Raw genomic sequence first — 20,386 nt, 5'->3', positions numbered from 1 at the left:
AAAAAAATCGCTTTACTTTCCTATGCAGAAATGTTTAAAGATATTGTTAAGTGTTTCTTGCGAAGATATTTGTGTGCCTGTAATTTCGCCAAGGAGGGAAAGGACGTCTTTAAGGTCTTCAGCCACAAGGTCGCCAGGTAGGTTTGCTTTAAAGGCGTTATGAACACGGCATAGGGCTTCATGTGCTTTTGTGAGCACATCATAATGGCGAGCATTGGTTACTATGACCGAGTTTTCGTTGAAAGCCGGAATATTAGCTTTTTTATAGATAGCTTGCTTAAGCTCTTCTATGTTTGTTCCTTCCTTTGCAGAGACCGATAAGGTAATGAAAGAAGGCAGAGCTTCTTTATTTACTATAGTGTCTACCTTGTTTCTTACAATTATGAAAGGTCTTTCGCCTACTTTCTTTTTTATGTCTTCATACTCTTTTCTGGAAGGGTTATCATCTATTACCCATATCACCATTTGTGCTTTATCGAGCATTTTGTATGTGCGCTCAATACCAAGCTTTTCTACTTCATCTGTTGTCTGTCTAATGCCGGCAGTATCTATAAAGCGGAATGATATGCCATTTATCTCTGTTACATCTTCAATAACATCTCGTGTGGTGCCTTCTATGTTAGATACTATAGCACGTTCTTCGCCTAAAAGGGCATTGAGGAGGGTAGACTTTCCTACGTTTGTTTTCCCTATGATGGCAACGGCAACGCCTTCTTTAAGTGCTTGTCCTATCTTAAAGGAGTGGAGTAGTGATAATACTTTTTTGTCTATTTCATCTGTTAGACTTATCAGCTCTGTGCGGTCGGCAAACTCAAGGTCTTCATGTTCAGAGAAGTCGAGTTCCAGTTCAAGCAGTGAGGTTATCTTTAGCAAGCGTTTTCTTAAAGATGATAGCTCGTTGCTGAAATGTCCTTTCATCTGTGAAAGGGCTAATCTGTAGCTTGCTTTGTTAGAAGAGGCTACCAAGTCTGCCACTGCTTCTGCTTGTGAAAGATCCATTTTACCGTTGAGGTAAGCTCTCTGTGTAAACTCTCCGGGAAGGGCTTGATAGCAGCCTGCTTCTATTAATAAGTGTAACACCTCTTTAAGGATATAAGCAGAGCCGTGGCATGATATTTCTACAGCATTTTCTCCTGTGTATGAGTGGGGTGCATGCCAAATAGAAACAACCACCTCGTCTATAACTTTTCCTGCCATATCTATAATATTACCATAACAAAGGGTATTAGCAGGCATAGATAGTATGTCTTTAGAAAATATCCTGTTTACAATAACAATAGCATCTTTTCCAGATACCCTAATAACGCCTATAGCCCCTCCCGGCAGAGTGGCTAAGGCACAGATAGTATTATACATTTTAAAATATTAAATATAGAAAGTGTATATGTGTTTTATATTATAGCAGCAGGCAAAGTGCTAAACGGGCAGTGAGGGTTATATTCTGTCAAGCACTTTTTCTATAAGCCCATCTATGGTGTTCTTATATGCGCTATTAGCCTCTTTTGCTAACCTGTTAGCTATTACCATGCAGCATGTTAAAGCCTTATGCCCCATTAGTAGAGAGAGCCCTGCTAAGGCTGACGACTCCATTTCGAAATTGGTAACACGCAAGCCTTTATACTCAAAGGATTCTATCTTTTCATTAAGATTAGGGTCTTGTAGTGGCAGCCTAAGCTCACGTCCTTGTGGCCCGAAGAAGCCACCACAGGCTATGGTTACGCCACGTACCATATCTTCTTTGGCAATATTTTCTATTAACTCTGTATTAGAACTAACTACGTATGGATTGCCAAGTTGGTTGTCCCATTTTACTTGTCTTTTAAACTCGCGCTCAAAGTCTAAATCGCAAACTTCATTACGCCGGGCATAAAAATTGAGTAAGCCGTCGAAGCCTATGCTTTTTTGCGAAGCTATATATGTGCCTACAGGCGTGTTAGGCTGTAATCCGCCACATGTACCTATCCTTACAAGGGTAAGGCTACGAAGGTTGTCTTTTTCCTCTCGTGTCTTAAAATCGATATTAGCAAGTGCGTCAAGCTCATTTACAACAATATCTATATTATCACAGCCTATACCTGTGCTTACTACGGTAATGCGTTTTCCTTTATATATACCAGTTACTGTACGAAACTCACGGCTACTGGCCTCACTCTCTACTTTTTCAAAATGAGATGCCACCAGCACTACACGTCCAGGATCTCCCACTAAGACTACCTTGTCAGCAAGATCCTCTGGCTTTACATGTAAGTGAAAAATACTTCCGTCTTCATTGATAATTAATTCGGAAGGAGCAAAAAATTTCTTTTTCATAGATATGTGGTTTTAATATATTTATAATTTACAAAGATAAGATTTTTTATCTGATATGGCAATAACATTTCCATATAAAAAAAACTTATTTATTAAGCATTTCCCCACATTTAGCAGTGGGCTTTTGTAAAATAATCTCTGTAAAGCTATCGTATCCATTGTTCTGGGTTAAGTTTTGCTGTTTCTTTACGTAACTGGAAGTGTAGCACCCCGGTAGAGTTTACTGTTCCCAGTGTCTGCCCAGTACCTACGTTTTGTCCACGATGTACGCTAACGTTAGCAAGATTACAGTAAACGGAGATGTAAATACCGTGTCGTACCATAACTATAGTAGACCCTCCTGCATTGAATATTCCGCTTACCTCTCCCATAAAGACGCTACGTACGGGGCTGCCAGCTGCTCCTTTTATGTTTATACCGTTGCTGTTGAGGCGAATATTGCTCATGCCTGCAACGTTATATTGTCCGAAGTGTGTAACTATTTTGCCAGCCATAGGCATGGGCAAGCGTCCTCTGTTGTTAGCAAAACTACCTGTCATGGCACGGTCAGCATTGGTAAGGCTATTGTCGGCGGTGTTAGCCTTTCGGGCAGCCTCTGCTTCGCGTGCAGCGCGTTCTTTGTCGGCTGCGGCTTTACGCTCTGCAGCTATACGGTTAGCCTCTGCCTCACGTGCTTGCTGGTAGGCAAGAGCTTTCTCTGCAGCTGCCTTTTTTTCTGCTCGTTGCTGTGCTTCTTTAGCTTTGCGTTCGGCGTCTTCAGCTTTTTTGCGTGCTGCTTCTCTGCGTGCAGATGCTTCTTGTAAAGCAGCCTGTCGTGCCTTCTCAGCTTCCTGTCGTGCTTTCTCAGCCTTTTCGGCAGCTTCCCTTCTTTCTTTTTCAGCTGCTCTTGCAGCCGCTTCTGCCATAGCTTTAGCCTTAGCCTCTCGTGCTTTGGCTTCAGCCACGCGGCGTGCATTCTCTTGTGCCGCTTTTATGGCAGCTTCTCTTTTGCGTGCCATATCCTCGGCTCTTTTCTTAGCTGCGGCAGCCCGTGCGGCAGCTTGTGCTCGTGCTTCGGCTTGTGCTCGTATGCGTGCTTTTTGTATTTCTATAGCTACCAGCTTGTCTATCTGTGCGTTTATGGTCTGCTGCGTTTTGCGGCGTTGTGCTATGACGGTTTGTAATGTTTGCTGATCTTTTTTTAGAGAGTTTACCACTTGTTGCTGTTCTAAGCGTTTGCTTTGCATCTGTGCATGAGCTTGCCTGTCTTTATATAATAATGTGTATTTCTGCCCCCGTACTTGTTTTAGCTGTATATGCTTGTTATCTATCTGTGCTTGTTTAGCCTTTAAGAGTTCTCCTTGTGCACGCTGATATGACGCATATTCGCGTACGAAGCGCAATCGCCTATACATCTGTGAAAGGCTTTTTGCTGAAAAGATAAACATTATCTTGTCTTGTATACTACGATGGCGTGCCATATAACGCATGGATAGTATAAACTTTTTGCGGCGTTCTGTAAGCTGTGTTTGAAGCGACTTTAATTGTCCTTTTAACACTTCTATGTTGCCATTTATGCCTTTTACGTCGGTAGCTATTTGGTCAATAGTCTTTTGTTGTTGTCCTATTTCAGTATCTAATAGCATTATCTTTTGCAAGCGCTGATCAACGTCTTTTTGTTTTTTCTTTACCTGCAACTCGTTTTCCTGTATTTCTTTTTGTATGGCTTGGTTTTTCTCTCGCAAATCTTTAATGGCTGATGTTGTAATATATCTTATGTTAGCCTTTTTGCCTTTTTCGTGGCTGATATTTTGTTTTTCCTTTTTTGCAGCCTTTCCCTTTAAGTGGTTAGGGGTGATCTTTCCTTTAAGGGAGGAATGTTTCTCTGCTGGCTTTTTTGATATTGCTCGCCTGGTAATGTTTGTAGCTTTTTTAGCTATGTTTTTTACCTTTTTTTCGGTGTTATGTAGCTTTTCTATTGTAGGCTTTGGTGCTGCAGGAATCTTTTTAATAGCTTTTTTATGTGTTTTCTGCGATGTTTCATTAGTTGTTTTTTGCTTTATTTGCGTATGTGTTTTTTGTGCAAAGAGAGCAATTAATGAAAGAGTAAGAAATATGATAGATATTGTAAATCGTTTCATTTATAGGTTTATTAATGTTTTAAGAATGTCTTCAGCCTTTACTCTTGAGTAAGAAGAGGAAGGTGTTGTTATTGTGTCCCAATTGTTTTTATCGCTAAATCCTTCTAAGCTAAGTTTTATGTTAATGTTGTTTTTCTTATTAGCTATAGTAGTGTTAAGGGTGATATTGTGTAAGGCAGGAAAGAGTTTTGAGCCAAAAGGAGTGAATGAAGAGTATTCCCAAGAGAGTGTAGAAGTGGAGTTATTAGAGCTATGGTATATGGCTTGTGCTTTGTTTATGTGGTTAGAGATGTTTGATACAAGCCATGTATAAGTAATTTTGCCGTCTTTTAGAGTAATGGGCGTTGTGCTTTGTAGGGCTTGAAGAGTAGTTGCCTTTACGTCAAAGTTTGGTATATGGTATTTGTTTATATCTTTATTTGTAGGCATAAAGAGTTCGTTCCAAAAGAAAGCCTGCAGAGAGTAAAAGTTTATGCCATTATTACGTAAGAAGTTTATATCATTATAGTTAGCTTTAACATACTGCTTATGAATGCGATCCATGAAGAGTACATAGTCTTTAGTAAACTCTATTCTTCCCACTTCGCTACGTAGTAATGGTATAAGTAGTTGTAGCCTTATAACCTCGTTTTTACGCATACGAAGTATTCCTGGTACAGATATGCTGTTGCCATTACGTGTTAGTGTAAAGGTAAGATTGGAAACTAAATTTTTTTGATACAGATTTTGTTCATAAACTTTTTGTAAGAAGCTCACAGACCTTTGCCTGCTTATATCATCATGATTAGTTTTAACGTTAGTATTGGCATGGCTGCTGTTGGCAGGTAAGAGCTTTGCTTGCCTTTCTATGTTTTTCTTTGTGCCACAAGCAAAAAGCGTTACTACCGTAGTGGTAGCTATTATTATTTTGTAAAACTTCATTTTGCTATGTATTTTCTTGTTTGTAACTTTTGTTTTAATATATCGTTATTATTACCTTCTTCGAGAGACTTTTTCCAAAACTCAATAGCCTTATCAGTATTTCCTGTCATGCTATAAATGTCTCCAGCATGTTCAAGTACTGTTTTATCTTGTTTTGTATAGTTTCTCATTGCTTGTTCAATGTATATTTTAGCTTCTTCGTATCTTTTTAGCTTAAATAATATCCATGCATACGTGTCGAGGTATATGCCGTTTTTAGGTTCTGCCTTAATGGTTTTATAGCTCATGCTTTCTGCCTTTGATAGGTTTTTACCTGTCTGGCTAAGGTAGAAAGCGTAGTTGTTAAGGGCAAGGTAATTATCAGGCTTCCAGCTAAGACAGCTGTCATAAGCATTGAAAGCCTCTGTGGTTAATCCTTTTTCGTAAAGAATGTCGCCCATAATGGCATAGAAGTCGGACACGATGTCGGGTTTGCTGTCTGGTTTTATTTGTGTAACACCTTTTTTAAAAGCCTCTAAGGCTTCATCGTTTTTGTGTTTTTGATATAAGGCAGAGCCTTGGAAATAGTAGAAAACCATTTCTGTAGGGTTATATAGCTGTGCTGCCTTACAAAGCTCTATAACCTTATCAAATAGGTGTTTGTTCCATATATTGTATATCAGATTGATTCGTGCGGGCACATTATCAGGCTCTATTTGTAATACTTTTTGGTATATGTTGTCAATAGAATCGTTTGGCATTTTTATAATATCCATGAAAGCCGCCTTAAGCATATAGATGTCTGCACCACTCTGTGGTGGAGTTAGGGCTTTATCAAAAAGGTGGAATATCTTTTTACTGTCTTTAGTGTTAGATGTTTGATAGATGTTAATATATTGTCTTAGAACAGCCATTTTTATATCAGTATCTGTCTTTTGAGATAGCAATATATCCTCTACTAAAGCCTCTGCGTTGTTGTTGTCTTTAATGGCATTATAATAATCTACCAAAGATAGCTTGGCTGCAGTTTGCTGAGGGTCTTCTTTTAATACGGCTTTGTAAATGGCAAGTGCTTCTTTTCTTTTCCCTTTGTTAAAAAACCAGTTACCTAACATTACCTTGTAGTTTAGCTCTAATGGGTGATTATCTACCAGCTTTTTTAGTTCTTCATATTCTTTATTCTTATCGCCCATCTCTTCATATATCTGCATTTTGCTTAGTGATAGCTGTTCGCTGGTTCCGTTAACAAGCTCTAAACGGTTTAACACATCTATCATCATTTTCTTGTTATCTTTCTGTGCATATAGCTGTAGCAATGCTTGCAATACGTCTATGCGTGTTTTGTTAATGGCATAAAGGCGTTCATAAGCATTTATGGCATCGTCATAGTCTTTTTGAGCAGTGCATACCTGTGCCAGACGTTCTTGAAAAGTGTCGTTTTGAGGATCTATTTTAGCTGCTTTGGCTAAATATTTGCGTGTAGTAATGGTGTCTTTTAACTGGAAATAATAGCTTGCGAGCTTATAATAGACCTCTGCTGCTTTAGGGTTTAGCTCTAAAGCTCTGCTAAACATGTCGAAAGCCGCGCTTTGATAGCCTTTTTGTTCTTGGCAGATGCCTTCTAAAAAGAAATAGTTATAGTGTTGTAAGCTGTCTTTTTCTTGTGCCTTTAAGCATGTAATATTACATAAGAAGAACACAAAAAACATTACTCTGTGTATGAAATATCTTTTTATCATTATGGCTATTAGTCCTAATATTTTAAAGAGTATGTTGTAGAATAAATATTATTTTATGCCAGTATGCCCATAGCCGCCAGCTCCACGTTCTGTTTCGTCGAGCATTTCTACCTGCTCAAACGCCACTTGTTCATGCTTGGCTACTACCATTTGGGCTATACGTTCGCCGTCGTTAACAGTAAAGCTTTCAGAGGAAAAATTAATTAGTAGCACCATCAGTTCCCCACGATAGTCGGCATCTATAGTCCCTGGCGAGTTTAAAACAGTAATGCCATGCTTTAAAGCTAAGCCGCTTCGTGGGCGTATTTGTGCCTCATAGCCTACAGGAAGAGCTATGAAAAGCCCTGTCGGAACTATTTTTCGTTCCATAGGGTGGATCGTGATGGGTGTGTCTATATTAGCACGAAGGTCTAAGCCTGCGCTTTGTGTAGTGGCGTATTCTGGAAGTGGGTGATGCCCTTTGTTTATTATTCTGACCTTTATCATTTTGTAGAAAGTAATCTGTTTTATATTATTAATAAGGTACAAAAGTAAGGAATAAAGCTCAAAAAGATGCACTTTAAATAGCAAAAAGCCTTATTTTTAGTCTATTTTAATTACTTTTGTATTGTCCTTTGACATCTTCAGATAGGAATTTAAATAAAAAGAAAAATATGCAAAACAGCATGCAATGGCAGCAACTTATCTCTAATAAGCGTCTTGGTCAAGAGGTTAGGCACACTATGCGTAAAGATGATCGTTCAGAGTTTAAGCGTGATAGCGACCGTCTTATCTTTTCTGCTCCTTTTAGGAGGTTACAGAATAAGACTCAGGTGTTTCCGCTTCCGGGTAGTGTCTTTGTACATAATCGTTTAACCCATTCTTTAGAAGTGGCAAGTGTGGGTAAATCGTTAGGCGACGATGTGGCTCATCTTTTAAAGGAAAAGCACCCCGAGCTTATAGGTACATTATTTGAGGAAATAGGTACCATAGTGCAAACAGCATGTTATGCTCACGATATGGGTAATCCTCCTTTTGGTCATAGTGGTGAGAAAGCCATTCAGTCTTTCTTTACAGAAGGTAATGGCAGGGCTATAGAGGGCAAGGTTAGTGCTCGTTTTTGGGAGGATATTACCCATTTTGAGGGTAATGCTAATGCTTTTAGGCTTCTTACCCATAAGTTCTTAGGAAGGAGGGAGGGTGGTTTTGTAATGACTTATACCACTCTTGTAAGCATAGTGAAGTATCCTTTTAGCTCTACAAAGGCAGGTGCTCATGGTAAGTTTGGCTTTTTTTCTTCAGAAGAGCCAGTCTATAGGCACATTGCAGACGATTTAGGCGTTATAAAAAAGCAAGACGATGAAAGTGGTGTGGTATATGCTCGCCACCCTTTAGTGTATCTTATGGAGGCAGCCGATGATATATGTTATGAAATAATGGATATAGAAGATGCCCATAAGCTAAAACTTCTTTCTTTTGAAGAAACAAAGGATTTGTTATTAGGCTTTTTCGATTTACAGACTAAACGGGATATTTTGCAGCGTATAAAGGAAGACGACCTTACCGATGAAAACGAGCAAGTGGTATATTTTCGTGCATGTGCAGTGGGTAAATTGGAAGCAGAATGTGTGAGGGCTTTTGTGGAAAATGAAGATAAGATATTAGCAGGCACTTTTAAGGGTTCGCTTATTGAGCATATAGACGAGCTTCCCCGTGAGGCTTATAAGGCTTGTAGCGAGGTGTCTATGCGCAAGATTTACCGTAGCAAAACAGTGTTAGACGTAGAGCTTTCAGGCTATAAGGTAATGGAAACGTTGATGGAGTCGTTGATAGGAGCAGCAGTAGAGCCTAATCATTTTCATAGCCAACAGCTTATAAGGCGTTTCTCTTCACAATACGACATACAAAGCGATAATATAGAAACACGTATTATGGCAGTACTCGATTATATAAGTGGTATGACAGATATATATGCTTTAGATATTTATCAAAAGATAAACGGAATAAGTTTACCTATTATTTAACGTAAAAGAATGGAAAAGAAAAGTTATCCCAGCCTGATGTCTGGGAAGAAGATAATATATGTACATGGTTTTCTCTCAGCAGGTTCCACACATACAGCGGTGTTGCTAAGAGAGTATATGCCTAATGCTACGGTGATAGCTCCAGACCTTCCTGTGCACCCTTTAGAAGCAATGGAACTTCTTAAAGAGCTTGTAAAGAAAGAGCAGCCCGACATTATCATAGGCACTTCTATGGGGGGAATGTATGCAGAGATGTTATATGGCTATGACCGTATCTTAGTGAATCCTGCCTTTCAGATGGGAGATACTATGAGTAAAAACAATATGATAGGGAAGCAGACCTTTGCTAACAAAAGGCAAGATGGTGTGCAAGAAATTATTGTTACAAAGAGCCTTGTAAAAGAGTATCGTGATATGACGCAGCAATGTTTTGGGCAGGTTGATGAAAAAGAGCAAGCGCGCGTATATGGGCTTTTTGGCGATAAGGACCCTATGGTGCATACTTTTGAGCTTTTTGAAAATTACTATCCGCAGGCTATACACTTTCATGGAGAACATCAGCTACTTGAAAAGGTGGTATATCATTACCTAATACCTATAATAAGGCAGATAGATGACAGGCAAGAGGGCAGAGAGCGTAAAACAATATTTATAGATTATACTACTCTTAGTGATGATTACGGGAAGCCAAAATCGAGCCTTCACAAGGCATATGAATATCTACAAGAATATTATAATATCTTTTTCACTGTACCTGCTCCTACTAATAACATATCGTTTATAGATAAACAGCGAGCATGGATAGAAGATGTTTTTAGTGCTCCTGCATGGAATAGGGTGGTGTTTACTAATCATATCCCACTGCTATATGGTGATTATCTTATTACAACAAGTAAAACGGACAATTTTCTTGGTACAACGATAGCTTTTGGTAGTGATGATTTTAAGACATGGGAAGATATTATCTTGTTTTTTGAAAGAATGGGAGGACAGTAAAAAAAGTGTTTTGTGTGAATGCGTGTTAGGTGATAGGTGTTTATGAATAATGCAGGCGAACTATATAAAAAAGTATCGGATATATTACAAGCTACTGCACAGCAGCAGAATAAGCTCTTACATGAAACTCTTGTATTAGCATGCCACGAAGGGCTTAAAGATACACACCACAGCTTTGGCAACCTGTCTTCACAAGTAGAATCTTTATGCCGTTATTATAATATTCCGCCTAAAGAGACACTTGCCATACAGCGTATGCGCCGCCATAGCAACACTATAGCTCCGATATTGCCTAACGACTTGCTATACGATTGCAGGTCTTTGGCACTATTTATATCCTATATCTTTAAGCAAGACATTCCCCATTTTCTTACAGGCAGGTTGCCCGATGCTCCACAGCAATGCTCTTCTTTACCCATAGCTAACTATAAGTATATACGTTGCAGCGTGCGGTCATGGAACGAAAAGCTCATATATGTTACAGTACATAATCAAGAGTCTGAAGACGAACTATTGTCCGTAGATTATAAGGATACGCCACAATACATAGACTTTTCTTATCTTGCTATATTATTACGTAAAGGAATGCAGCTTAACTTAATAGATTGTGATGTGAAAGGGAAGAAAGTCTTTCCGCGTAATATAGTAATAGAACCCGATTACCTATTAGACATCTCTACCATTGCCAATTGCTTTGAAGACTATGGTCATCACCCCTTGCTATACACCTTACAACGTTTTTCCAGCAGGCCTTGTAACAAATATACCATATTGGGTAATTTTGCAGGGGCAGCCTTAGATGATATTATTAACAAAACATCGTTTAGCTTATCACAAACCATATACGCTAACTTTCGTGATAAAGCATTAGATTTTGCTACCGCGACCGATTTTGACAGTGCTGAGTTTAAGCAAAACGCGGCACAGCAGGTAGCTAATATGCAGCAAATAGTAAAAGAGCTTTTTAATAGTATAGACAAAGCAAAGGCCATCTTAGAGCCTTCTTTTATATGTGAGGAGCTTGGCATACAGGGGCGTGTAGACCTTATGACCACTGATATGCAGCTACTTGTAGAACAGAAGTCGGGTAAGAACATATATATAGAGCGTAAAGGAATGTGTAACAGATACGGGTCCATTCATATAGAGAAGCACTACGTACAAGTATTACTATATTTTGGCATACTTAGTCATAACTTCAGTTTGAGTCCTCGCAATACAAAGATACACTTGTTATATTCTAAATATCCTCTTCCCGATGGACTTATAGAAATAGAGTCTTTGCAAAAGCTTATCTTTGAAGCTATAAAATATCGTAACCAAGTGGTAGCTACAGAGTTTTGGATAGCACAGAATGGTTTTGAAAAAGTGTTACCTCATCTCACGCCCGAAACGCTCAATGTAGAAAAACTATCAAGCAGATTCTTTTACGAATATAAGCTCCCCATGTTGACAAACACCCTTGCTCCTCTTCATGTTCTTACTCCTTTAGAAAAGGCTTACTTTACACGTATGGTAACGTTTGTCATCAGGGAGCAGATAATAAGTAAGGTAGGGATAGAGGAAGGTGTGGGTAATAGTGCTTCAGATTTGTGGAATATGCCGCTTTCTATAAAGAAGGATACAGGGAATATATTTACAGAGCTATCTATAAAAAGTAAGAAGCAGAGCGGCATCTTTAATGGCTATGATATTATAACGCTTAACATACCCACGCAGGCAGACGACTTTTTGCCCAACTTTCGCCGTGGCGATATGGTTTACCTCTATTCTTACCCACGTGGGAAAGAGCCCGATGTAAGGAAAAGCATTCTTTTTAAGGGTGTGATAACAGAGATACGCTTAGATGAGGTAACAGTAAAACTTAACGATGGGCAGCAAAACAAAGATATTATAAAAGGCGATTTCTTTGCCATAGAGCATGCCTCAAGTGATGTAATGGCAAATACAGCTTTACGCTCGCTATATACTTTTATTACATCAAGCAAACAAAGAAGGGATCTTCTCTTAGGTCAGTGCGCTCCGAGGGTAGATCTAACAAAAAAGCTCACACGCTCCTATCATTCCACCTATGACAATATTATATTAAAGGCTAAACAAGCCATGGATTATTTTCTCCTTGTAGGACCTCCCGGAACAGGCAAAACATCTATGGCTTTACAGTTTTTAGTGCGTGAAGCCTTGGCAGAGAAAGCTGATAGCAATCTGCTTTTGTTGTCATATACTAACAGGGCAGTAGACGAGATATGTAGTATGCTTTCTGAAAATGGTATCGACTATATACGTATAGGTAATAAGTTTAGTTGTAATCCGCTGTTTATAGACCATTTGCTAACGGAGAAGATAGCTGAAAAGACACAGCTTAAAGATATAAAAGATATTATTTTTAGCAGTCGTGTCATAGTATGTACTACTTCTACGTTAGCCTCTCATACTAATATTTTCCATCTTAAGACGTTCGATTTAGCAATTATAGATGAGGCAAGCCAGATACTTGAGCCAAACATTGTGGGGATACTTTCAGAAAAGTCAAAAAGCATAAAAGATAAAGGTGAGAAAATAAAACTTGCTATTACAAAATTTATACTCATAGGCGACTATAAACAGCTACCTGCCATAGTGCAACAGCCCGAGCAAGATGCCAAGGTGGAAGACGCTTCATTGAAAGACATTGGGCTTCATAGCTGCGCCATCTCTTTATTTGAACGCTTAATATCCATAGAACGGAAAGCCGGGCGTGAACAATTTATAGACACACTTCGCAAGCAAGGACGTATGCACCCAGATATAGCAGCTTTCCCCAACAAAATGTTTTATATTCATGAAAAGATAGAATGTGTACCACTAAAGCATCAAAAAGAGGTTAATCTGCCTTACAAAAAGCAAAGTAGGGATAATATAGACGATTTTATAAAAGTTCACCGCATGATATTTATTTCCTCAAAATCATGTAGAGATCTTAACATATCAGATAAAACTAACGTAGAGGAAGCACGTATCGTAGCAGATTTGCTTAAACGGATTTATTATCAAGCGTCCGATTACTTTGATGCAGAAAAAACAATTGGCGTCATAGTGCCTTATCGTAACCAGATAGCTATGATACGTAAAGAGATAGAAAAGCTGAATATCCCAAGTATAGAAAAAATAAGTATTGACACTGTGGAGCGGTATCAAGGAAGTCAGCGTGATGTTATAATATATTCTTTTACTATACAGCAGCGTTACCAATTAGATTTTCTTACAGCAAACACGTTTGTAGAAGATAATGATACTGTTATTGACCGCAAACTGAATGTAGCTATAACTCGTGCTCGCAAGCAAATGATTATGATAGGAAACGAAGCTACGTTAAGAGAAAATGCTATCTTTTCAGCCCTCATAGAGCATGTGAAGCAGGCGGGGGGATATATGCAAGATTATAAAGAAGGTAAGAGTATGTCGGAATAAAACATACTCTTAACAAAAAAGCATAATAATATATTTATCTGCTACCTTTTACCTTATTGTGTGTTTTTTATAATAGCTTAGGTAGCTCGAAGAGCTTGGTAGTGTTGCTACCTTTTATAAGTATATAATGCTCTGTTGGCTTTTTAAGAGCAATGGCAGCTTTAACCTCTTCTACGTTAGCAAATTTACGAAAATGGCAGTTTGTTTTAGCGAAGTTTTCCCCTACTAACCAAACGTTTTCTATTTTAGCCGCATCTATCTGGTCTACAATGCGCTGGTGTTCTTCTGCTGTAGCATCACCCAGCTCGTGCATATCTCCGAGTATAGCCATTTTGTTTTTTACCTCCATCAGTCGGAAGTTTTCTATGGCAGCTTTCATGCTTGAAGGGTTAGCATTATAGGCGTCTACGATAAGATTGTTATCCTTTGTCTTTATGAGCTGTGAGCGATTGTTGGTAGGTGTGTAGCTCTCTAAGGCATGACATATCTTATGTGGTTCTACTCCAAAATGTAAACCTATGGTTACAGCAGCAAGCATGTTATCTAGATTATATGCTCCAATAAGGTTTGTTTGCACTTCATAAATGGCAGAAAACACTTGTTCTGTTCCTAAGGACAGTGCTGCTTGCCATGAAAATTTTAAGAAAGGACAGCACGATATTACCTCGCCTTTTACATCGGCAGTATCATCTTGACCATAGGTTATTATTCTGTCAAAATTACGTTCTGTTGCCATTTCTACCAAATCGGGATTACTCTCATTGAGAAAGAGCAAAGCGTTGTGCGCCTTTAAGTAATCGTATAGCTCGCCCTTAGTCTTTTTTACACCTTCAAAACTACCAAAACCTTCCAAATGAGCACGTCCCACATTAGTGATAAGTCCACAAGTAGGCTCTACGTATGTAACTAATTTTTTTATGTCTGTGGGGTGAGAAGCTCCCATTTCTATAACGGCAATCTCGTCTTTGGTAGTCATCTCGAGTAGTGTACGAGGCACCCCTACGTCGTTGTTATAATTGCCTAAAGTATGATGTACCTTGTATTTTTCTGCTAATACTGCCGAAATAAGCTCTTTAGAGGTAGTCTTGCCGTTAGTACCCGTTATGCCTATAACAGGAATGTTCATGCTGCGACGGTGCTCACGAGCCAGCTCTTTATAAGCAATGAGCGCATCGCTAACAAGGATAATCCTCTCATTATCAGGCTCGGCGTATTTAGATTCGTCAACGATAGCATAACTGCAGCCATTCTCCAAAGCTGTTTTTGCAAAAGCATTACCATTAAATGAAGTGCCTTTTAAGGCTATAAAAATACTCCCTTTAGGGCAGTTGCGGCTGTCTGTGGTTACTACTGGGTGCTGTTTATAAATCTCATATAGCTGTTTTGCATTCATAACTTTCAGTGTTTTATTAATGCAAAGGTAAAATTAATAATTGAGAAAAGTTATATATAACTACTCAACTTTGATGTTTTAAATATTCGATATATATTTTATAAAGCTGTTTGGCTCTTTTTTTAGGTTAGACTATGGTTTATAATATGTCAAAAGATTAAAGCATAAAGTTAGGGGTAATGGTTTTTATAAGTAAAGGTAAAAAATTTAGTCAAGGCAGCTTGATATAGGTCAAGCGGATTGATGTACGGCAACAAAACATAGTTTTTAGAGATGTTTTCGTGCTTTTTCTTGGTTGTGTGCGATAACAACAGTACCTTTGCAGTACAAAATTTAAGGATAACAAAATATTAATAAAGAGGCAAAGGGTCTCTTAAAAGAAAGGAAAAGATTATGATGACAATTATTTTAGCATCTGTTGCAATAGTAGCAGCAGTAATCGTAAAAGCAGTAAACATTAATAATAAGATGACTGCTTAAGGTTTGTAAAAACCTTTATTTAGAAAGTTTGTATTACACTATATTCCGCGTTTTTCATTATGAAAGATGCGGTTTTTTTTATTAGTCAAAAAGCTCTTTTAGTATAGTAAGGCTGTTTAGTTTAGGCATACCTGGAATGTGTAAGGTGTAATATTTTAATATTGTTTCAGTAATTTCATTACGCTCATTGCGTGAGAAGCGGAAGAAGCGCATATTGTTATAATTCATTCGGAATAGTTTTAAGAGAGTTTTAGCATCGTTAGGTTTTAAGTAGTCTATATGAATGGGTGCGTACTGGCAAAATTCGGCATTTCTAAGATCGAAGAAATCGTATGAATTTGGTTTAGAAAGGTTTGGGAAAAATCCTATAAATTTGCTTAAATGTAGCATAAAGGTTAGATGAAAGTTAGCAAAATTGCTTACTGAAGCGTCAAGCCACTCAATGCTTTTTTTTACAAACTGGAATAAAGTCTTGTTATATTGTTCGCTGCGAGTAGCATAAAGTAAAAATTCTGATATAAAAAGCAGTATAGACGTTTTTATGGGGTTAAAAGGAATTGTAGTGAAAGGAATGTCTATTCTTATATCTTTTATGTGTTGCATGTTAGCATTAGGGCGAAAATCGAACTCTATGTCTAATAAGGTCATAGGCTGGAAATATTGTTTTTTCATTTTTCCTTTCATCGTTTTAGATAATTTTACGATAAAGGTTAAACGCCCTTCTTCCTCTGTTAACAGATCGATTATTAACGAGGAATCTCCGTATTTTATGGTATGTAGCACAATGGCTTTCGACTTTCTAAGCATATTTTTATGAACAAAATTACAAAAAACATACGAGTTAGATTAAAAATATGCTATAAATATTTGGAGGAATGAAATAATTGCTATACCTTTGCACCCGCAAAACAGCACAATGGTCTCTTCGTCTATCGGCTAGGACACAAGATTTTCATTCTTGCAAGAGGGGTTCGATTCCCCTAGAGACTACTAATAATAAAAGTATTTACAAAGATGGCAAATCATAAATCATCATTGAAGAGAATACGCCAAGATAGAGTTAAGGCGCTACATAACAAATATTATGCAAAGACTATGCGTAACGCAGTACGCAAGTTTCGTAATTTAACAGATAAGGAAGAGGCTACAAAGCTTTATCCTACTATTCAGAAGATGTTAGATAAGCTTGCTAAGGTTAATATTATCCATAAGAATAAGGCAGCTAATTTAAAATCGAGCCTTACTAAGCATGTTGCTTCTTTAGGTTAATTACTTATTAGTCATAGCTAAGAAAATATATTAGGGTTGTAATCTATTATGATTACGACCCTAATTCTTTTATTTATTTTTAGAAAGGAAAAAGTTCTTTTACTAAGAAAAAAATAGTATCTTTGCATATTAGAATAAAAGAACAATCTAACAAAAGATGACAGAAAATCAAGAACACGAGAATAATTATTCCGCCAGTAATATTCAGGTATTAGAGGGCTTAGAGGCTGTTCGTAAGCGTCCTGCTATGTACATTGGCGATATTAGTGAGAAAGGTCTTCATCACTTGATAAACGAGACGGTAGACAACTCTATAGACGAGGCTATGGCTGGTTATTGTACCGACATAGAGGTGACTATAAATGCTGACAATTCTATTACTGTGGAGGATAACGGTCGTGGTATCCCTGTTGATGAGCATAAGAAGCTACATAAGAGTGCATTAGAGGTTGTAATGACAGTGTTGCATGCAGGAGGTAAGTTTGACAAAGGTTCGTATAAGGTTAGTGGTGGTTTGCATGGTGTAGGTGTTAGCTGTGTAAACGCTTTATCTAAGCATATGTTATCTCAGGTGTTTCGCGATGGGAAGATATATCAGCAAGAATATGAAAAAGGAAAGCCTTTGTATCCTGTAAAGATAGTAGGCGATACTGATAAGACGGGTACTCGCCAGCAGTTTTGGCCTGACGGTACTATTTTTACCACAACAGTATTTCAGTGGGACGTTGTAGCGCGCCGTATGCGTGAGCTTGCGTATCTTAATGCTGGTATAAAAATTACTTTAACAGATCTTCGTCCTAACGCTGAAACAGGTAAAACTCGTACAGAGGTGTTTCATGCTAAAGATGGTTTGAAAGAATATGTACGTTATGTAGATCGTCATCGCCAGCATTTATTTGACGATGTTATTTATCTCAAGAGTGAGAAGCAAGGTGTGCCTATAGAGGTTGCAATAATGTATAATACCGATTATACAGAGAATATACATTCTTATGTAAATAATATTAACACTATAGAGGGTGGTACTCATTTGCAAGGGTTTCGTACAGCTTTAACACGTTCTTTAAAGGCGTATGCTGATAATGATGCGCAAATATCAAAGCAAATAGAAAAAGCTAAGATAGAAATTACCGGTGAAGATTTTCGCGAAGGTTTGACGGCTGTTATATCTGTAAAGGTAGCCGAACCACAGTTTGAAGGTCAGACAAAGACTAAGCTAGGTAATAGTGAGGTTTCTGGTGCTGTTCAGCAGGCAGTAGGCGAGGCTTTAAGTGCTTATTTAGAAGAGCATCCTAATGAGGCAAAGATGATTTGCAATAAGGTGGTTATTGCAGCTACAGCCCGAATAGCAGCCCGTAAAGCTCGTGAGAGCGTACAGCGTAAGAACGTTATGACTGGTGGAGGCTTACCCGGCAAGCTGGCAGATTGTTCCAATAAAGATCCTAAGGTATGTGAGATATTTTTAGTAGAGGGCGATTCTGCAGGTGGGTCTGCTAAGCAAGGGCGCGATCGTTATACACAAGCTATCTTGCCTCTTCGTGGTAAGATCTTAAATGTAGAAAAGGTGCAGCGTCATAGAGTGTTTGAGGCAGAATCGGTAATGAACATCATTCAGTCGATAGGAGTACGTTTTGGGGTGGAGGAAGATTCTGATTTTGAAGCAAATATAGAAAAGCTGCGTTATGATAAGATTATTATAATGACCGATGCTGATGTAGATGGTTCACACATAGATACTCTTATAATGACTCTTTTTTATCGTTATATGCCTAAGGTTATAGAGCAAGGTCATTTGTTTATAGCTACTCCACCATTATATAAATGTACTTATAAAAAGGTAAGTGAGTATTGTTACACAGAGCAGCAGCGTCAGGCTTTTATTGATAGATATGGTGCTGGTGAAGAAGGTAAAAATATTCATACTCAGAGATATAAAGGTTTAGGAGAGATGAATCCCGAACAGCTTTGGGAAACAACAATGGATCCTAGCAAACGGCTTTTAAAACAAGTTACTATAGAGAATGCTGCAGATGCAGATGAAGTTTTCTCAATGTTGATGGGAGATGATGTAGAGCCGAGACGTGAGTTTATAGAGCAAAATGCTAATTATGCAAATATTGATGCTTAAGTTTTATGTAAAGAAATAAATTTTAGAATCCCTTTCCATCATTATGGTTAGGGATTTTAATGTTTTAAAAACTATAGTATATATATTTTTTTAAATGGAGAAGAAAAAGATAGATAATTTAAAAGAGATAACTGTAGAGCATGCTAAAAGCAAATATGCAAAGGGAGGATATATCGAAGATGAGTTTATCCTGTTTGAAGAAATTGCAGAAGTCCCTATTCCTATTGGTTATTTACGGTTTCAAAGCGTGTTTTTTGCTATTTGTACAGCAGGCGAAGCTAAATATAAACTTAACACGAAAGACTTATATGTAGAAGCTGGAGATGCTGTTATTGTTACCAGTGGGCAAGTAGTGAGTGATGTTTGCTTATCAAGCAATTTTAAGGGCTTTGGTTTTATGTTGTCTTTAGATTTCTTTCATTATATCCTTAGTGGTATAACTAACTTGTCTTCTCTATTTATGTTCTCGCGCAGTAACCCTGTTTTTAGAATTTCTAAAGACCAGATAGATGATATTTTAGAGCATTGTAAACGTGCCAAGAAGCGTCTGATAGATCGTACTCATCCTTTTAGAAGAGAATTAATTGCTTGTTTGATACGTGCTATGATTTATGATTTTGGAAGCATTATCTATAAAGCACAGCATTCTAAGAATGTAAAACAAAATAGGGCAGAGGTTATTTTTAATAAATTTATGGATTCTGTTCAAGAGAATTTTAAGACAGAACGACGTGTGTCGTGGTATGCAAGAGAGCTAAATATTACAGCAAAGTATCTTTCAGAAGTAGTAAAACTCATAAGTAAACGCACGCCAAGAGAGTGGATTGATTACTATGTTGTGCTCGAAATACGAGTTCTTCTCCGCTCAAGCGATCTTAGTGTAAAAGAAATATCTAATGAGCTTCATTTTGCTAATCAAAGTTTTATGGGTAAATATTTCCGCGAACATGTTGGTATTAGTCCTTTAAAGTTTAGAAGGAGCTAAACTTTAAAAGCTGATATTTATTATTCTTATTTAATAGCATAAAAGGCTGTTTGTAATGTAAGTTTTTACTTAAATATTTGTTTATTTTATTTTTTATACCTAACTTTGCACCACTTTAATAGAAAAGTTAAGCCCAGATGGCGGAATAGGTAGACGCGCTGGTCTCAAACACCAGTGGAGCAATCCATCCCGGTTCGAGCCCGGGTCTGGGTACAAGGAAAAAAGCTAAGTGCTTGATTACTCAACACTTAGCTTTTTCTTATTTTATGAATGTTCCCAAATTGTTCCCAACAATCCTTTATAATTATTAAGGGTCAGTCGTAAAACCCAGTTGCAAGCCTTCTCCTCTCAGGCACATAATTTCATAAGCCTGTAAAGGAAGAAAGGAATGTCCGTTACTCCCCTAAACTGTGCCCTGAAGGCTTTGACTTTTGCGTTGAAGGATTCAGCATTGGCATTTGTGGCTCTGTTGACAAAGAAATTGAGTATGGTATCATAATGGTTCTTAAAGGTGTCTATCACCGTATAGAAGTTGTCCACCCCCAACTTCTCTACCTCGTTAAACCATTTTGCCAGCTTCAGCCTTGCAGCATCCTTGATGCTCTTGATGTTA

General features: G+C 37.9%; 15 protein-coding genes and 2 tRNA genes. 8 read left to right on the top strand and 9 right to left on the bottom strand.

What is annotated here, in order from left to right:
* Positions 1–12 precede the first annotated feature (12 nt).
* The 6 genes from mnmE to dut form a co-directional block, all read right to left on the bottom strand.
* The gene (gene mnmE, locus F596_RS0107675) at positions 13–1,356 is read right to left on the bottom strand and encodes a tRNA uridine-5-carboxymethylaminomethyl(34) synthesis GTPase MnmE (RefSeq protein WP_008450526.1); all 1,344 of its coding nucleotides are present in this window, start codon (positions 1,354–1,356) and stop codon (positions 13–15) included.
* Between the two features lie 78 nt (positions 1,357–1,434).
* Positions 1,435–2,310, bottom strand: coding sequence for a nucleoside phosphorylase (locus F596_RS0107670; RefSeq protein WP_019036485.1), 876 nt, complete (start codon positions 2,308–2,310; stop codon positions 1,435–1,437).
* Positions 2,311–2,456: 146 nt separating this feature from the next.
* A complete protein-coding gene (locus tag F596_RS0107665) occupies positions 2,457–4,430 on the bottom strand; it encodes a murein hydrolase activator EnvC family protein (RefSeq protein ID WP_019036484.1) in 1,974 nt (657 codons plus the stop codon).
* Positions 4,431–5,351 (bottom strand): lipoprotein insertase outer membrane protein LolB1, encoded by a 921-nt coding sequence (gene lolB1 / locus F596_RS0107660; RefSeq protein ID WP_019036483.1) that lies wholly within the window; start codon positions 5,349–5,351, stop codon positions 4,431–4,433.
* Positions 5,348–7,069 (bottom strand): tetratricopeptide repeat protein, encoded by a 1,722-nt coding sequence (locus F596_RS0107655; RefSeq protein ID WP_154648190.1) that lies wholly within the window; start codon positions 7,067–7,069, stop codon positions 5,348–5,350. Before F596_RS0107655 ends, lolB1 begins: the two co-directional genes overlap by 4 nt.
* A gap of 48 nt (positions 7,070–7,117) precedes the next feature.
* The gene (gene dut, locus F596_RS0107650) at positions 7,118–7,555 is read right to left on the bottom strand and encodes a dUTP diphosphatase (protein ID WP_019036481.1); all 438 of its coding nucleotides are present in this window, start codon (positions 7,553–7,555) and stop codon (positions 7,118–7,120) included.
* 179 nt (positions 7,556–7,734) lie between these two features.
* On the opposite strand from dut, the gene dgt reads away from it, so the two are divergent.
* Genes dgt through F596_RS0107635 form a run of 3 tightly spaced genes read left to right on the top strand, consistent with a single transcriptional unit; the run spans position 7,735 to position 13,518 of the window.
* The gene (gene dgt / locus F596_RS0107645) at positions 7,735–9,072 is read left to right on the top strand and encodes a dGTP triphosphohydrolase (protein ID WP_024992700.1); all 1,338 of its coding nucleotides are present in this window, start codon (positions 7,735–7,737) and stop codon (positions 9,070–9,072) included.
* Positions 9,073–9,081: 9 nt separating this feature from the next.
* Entirely contained in the window at positions 9,082–10,068 is a 987-nt protein-coding gene (locus tag F596_RS0107640) for a YqiA/YcfP family alpha/beta fold hydrolase (protein ID WP_019036479.1), read from the top strand.
* 42 nt (positions 10,069–10,110) lie between these two features.
* Entirely contained in the window at positions 10,111–13,518 is a 3,408-nt protein-coding gene (locus F596_RS0107635; RefSeq protein WP_019036478.1) for an AAA domain-containing protein, read from the top strand.
* Positions 13,519–13,585: 67 nt separating this feature from the next.
* Here F596_RS0107635 and F596_RS0107630 read toward each other — a convergent pair whose 3' ends face one another.
* Both F596_RS0107630 and recO read right to left on the bottom strand, forming a co-directional pair.
* Positions 13,586–14,911: a UDP-N-acetylmuramoyl-tripeptide--D-alanyl-D-alanine ligase gene (locus F596_RS0107630; protein ID WP_019036477.1), complete on the bottom strand. Its 1,326-nt coding sequence runs from the start codon at positions 14,909–14,911 to the stop codon at positions 13,586–13,588.
* 561 nt (positions 14,912–15,472) lie between these two features.
* Complete coding sequence (recO, locus tag F596_RS0107620) at positions 15,473–16,198, bottom strand: DNA repair protein RecO (protein ID WP_019036476.1); 726 nt, start codon at positions 16,196–16,198, stop codon at positions 15,473–15,475.
* 111 nt (positions 16,199–16,309) lie between these two features.
* Between recO and F596_RS0107615 the strand changes: the two genes are divergently transcribed.
* From F596_RS0107615 to F596_RS0107595, 5 genes are all read left to right on the top strand, one after another.
* Positions 16,310–16,381: transfer RNA gene (locus F596_RS0107615), tRNA-Glu, on the top strand.
* A gap of 24 nt (positions 16,382–16,405) precedes the next feature.
* Positions 16,406–16,660: a 30S ribosomal protein S20 gene (gene rpsT, locus F596_RS0107610; protein ID WP_024992702.1), complete on the top strand. Its 255-nt coding sequence runs from the start codon at positions 16,406–16,408 to the stop codon at positions 16,658–16,660.
* A gap of 157 nt (positions 16,661–16,817) precedes the next feature.
* A complete protein-coding gene (gene gyrB / locus F596_RS0107605) occupies positions 16,818–18,788 on the top strand; it encodes a DNA topoisomerase (ATP-hydrolyzing) subunit B (RefSeq protein WP_008450348.1) in 1,971 nt (656 codons plus the stop codon).
* 94 nt (positions 18,789–18,882) lie between these two features.
* Entirely contained in the window at positions 18,883–19,773 is an 891-nt protein-coding gene (locus tag F596_RS0107600) for a helix-turn-helix domain-containing protein (RefSeq protein ID WP_019036475.1), read from the top strand.
* Positions 19,774–19,904: 131 nt separating this feature from the next.
* A tRNA-Leu gene (locus F596_RS0107595) sits at positions 19,905–19,986 on the top strand.
* Between the two features lie 135 nt (positions 19,987–20,121).
* On the opposite strand, the gene F596_RS10965 is transcribed toward F596_RS0107595, so the two are convergent.
* The coding region (locus F596_RS10965; RefSeq protein WP_019036474.1) for a transposase at positions 20,122–20,386 on the bottom strand (265 nt) is incomplete at its 5' end.

The sequence above is a fragment of the Prevotella amnii DSM 23384 = JCM 14753 genome (assembly GCF_000378745.1).
Classification (GTDB): domain Bacteria; phylum Bacteroidota; class Bacteroidia; order Bacteroidales; family Bacteroidaceae; genus Prevotella; species Prevotella amnii.
The sequence above is the reverse complement of the archived record's forward strand: the minus strand, read 5'-3'. Positions and strand labels throughout refer to the sequence as shown.

Bases quoted from the DNA above. Each gene is read 5' to 3' on its own strand.
- mnmE (WP_008450526.1), bottom strand. From the start codon at position 1,356: ATGTATAATACTATCTGTGCCTTAGCCACTCTGCCGGGAGGGGCTATA.
- F596_RS0107670 (WP_019036485.1), bottom strand. From the start codon at position 2,310: ATGAAAAAGAAATTTTTTGCTCCTTCCGAATTAATTATCAATGAAGAC.
- F596_RS0107665 (WP_019036484.1), bottom strand. From the start codon at position 4,430: ATGAAACGATTTACAATATCTATCATATTTCTTACTCTTTCATTAATT.
- lolB1 (WP_019036483.1), bottom strand. From the start codon at position 5,351: ATGAAGTTTTACAAAATAATAATAGCTACCACTACGGTAGTAACGCTT.
- F596_RS0107655 (WP_154648190.1), bottom strand. From the start codon at position 7,069: ATGATAAAAAGATATTTCATACACAGAGTAATGTTTTTTGTGTTCTTC.
- dut (WP_019036481.1), bottom strand. From the start codon at position 7,555: ATGATAAAGGTCAGAATAATAAACAAAGGGCATCACCCACTTCCAGAA.
- dgt (WP_024992700.1), top strand. From the start codon at position 7,735: ATGCAATGGCAGCAACTTATCTCTAATAAGCGTCTTGGTCAAGAGGTT.
- F596_RS0107640 (WP_019036479.1), top strand. From the start codon at position 9,082: ATGGAAAAGAAAAGTTATCCCAGCCTGATGTCTGGGAAGAAGATAATA.
- F596_RS0107635 (WP_019036478.1), top strand. From the start codon at position 10,111: ATGAATAATGCAGGCGAACTATATAAAAAAGTATCGGATATATTACAA.
- F596_RS0107630 (WP_019036477.1), bottom strand. From the start codon at position 14,911: ATGAATGCAAAACAGCTATATGAGATTTATAAACAGCACCCAGTAGTA.
- recO (WP_019036476.1), bottom strand. From the start codon at position 16,198: ATGCTTAGAAAGTCGAAAGCCATTGTGCTACATACCATAAAATACGGA.
- rpsT (WP_024992702.1), top strand. From the start codon at position 16,406: ATGGCAAATCATAAATCATCATTGAAGAGAATACGCCAAGATAGAGTT.
- gyrB (WP_008450348.1), top strand. From the start codon at position 16,818: ATGACAGAAAATCAAGAACACGAGAATAATTATTCCGCCAGTAATATT.
- F596_RS0107600 (WP_019036475.1), top strand. From the start codon at position 18,883: ATGGAGAAGAAAAAGATAGATAATTTAAAAGAGATAACTGTAGAGCAT.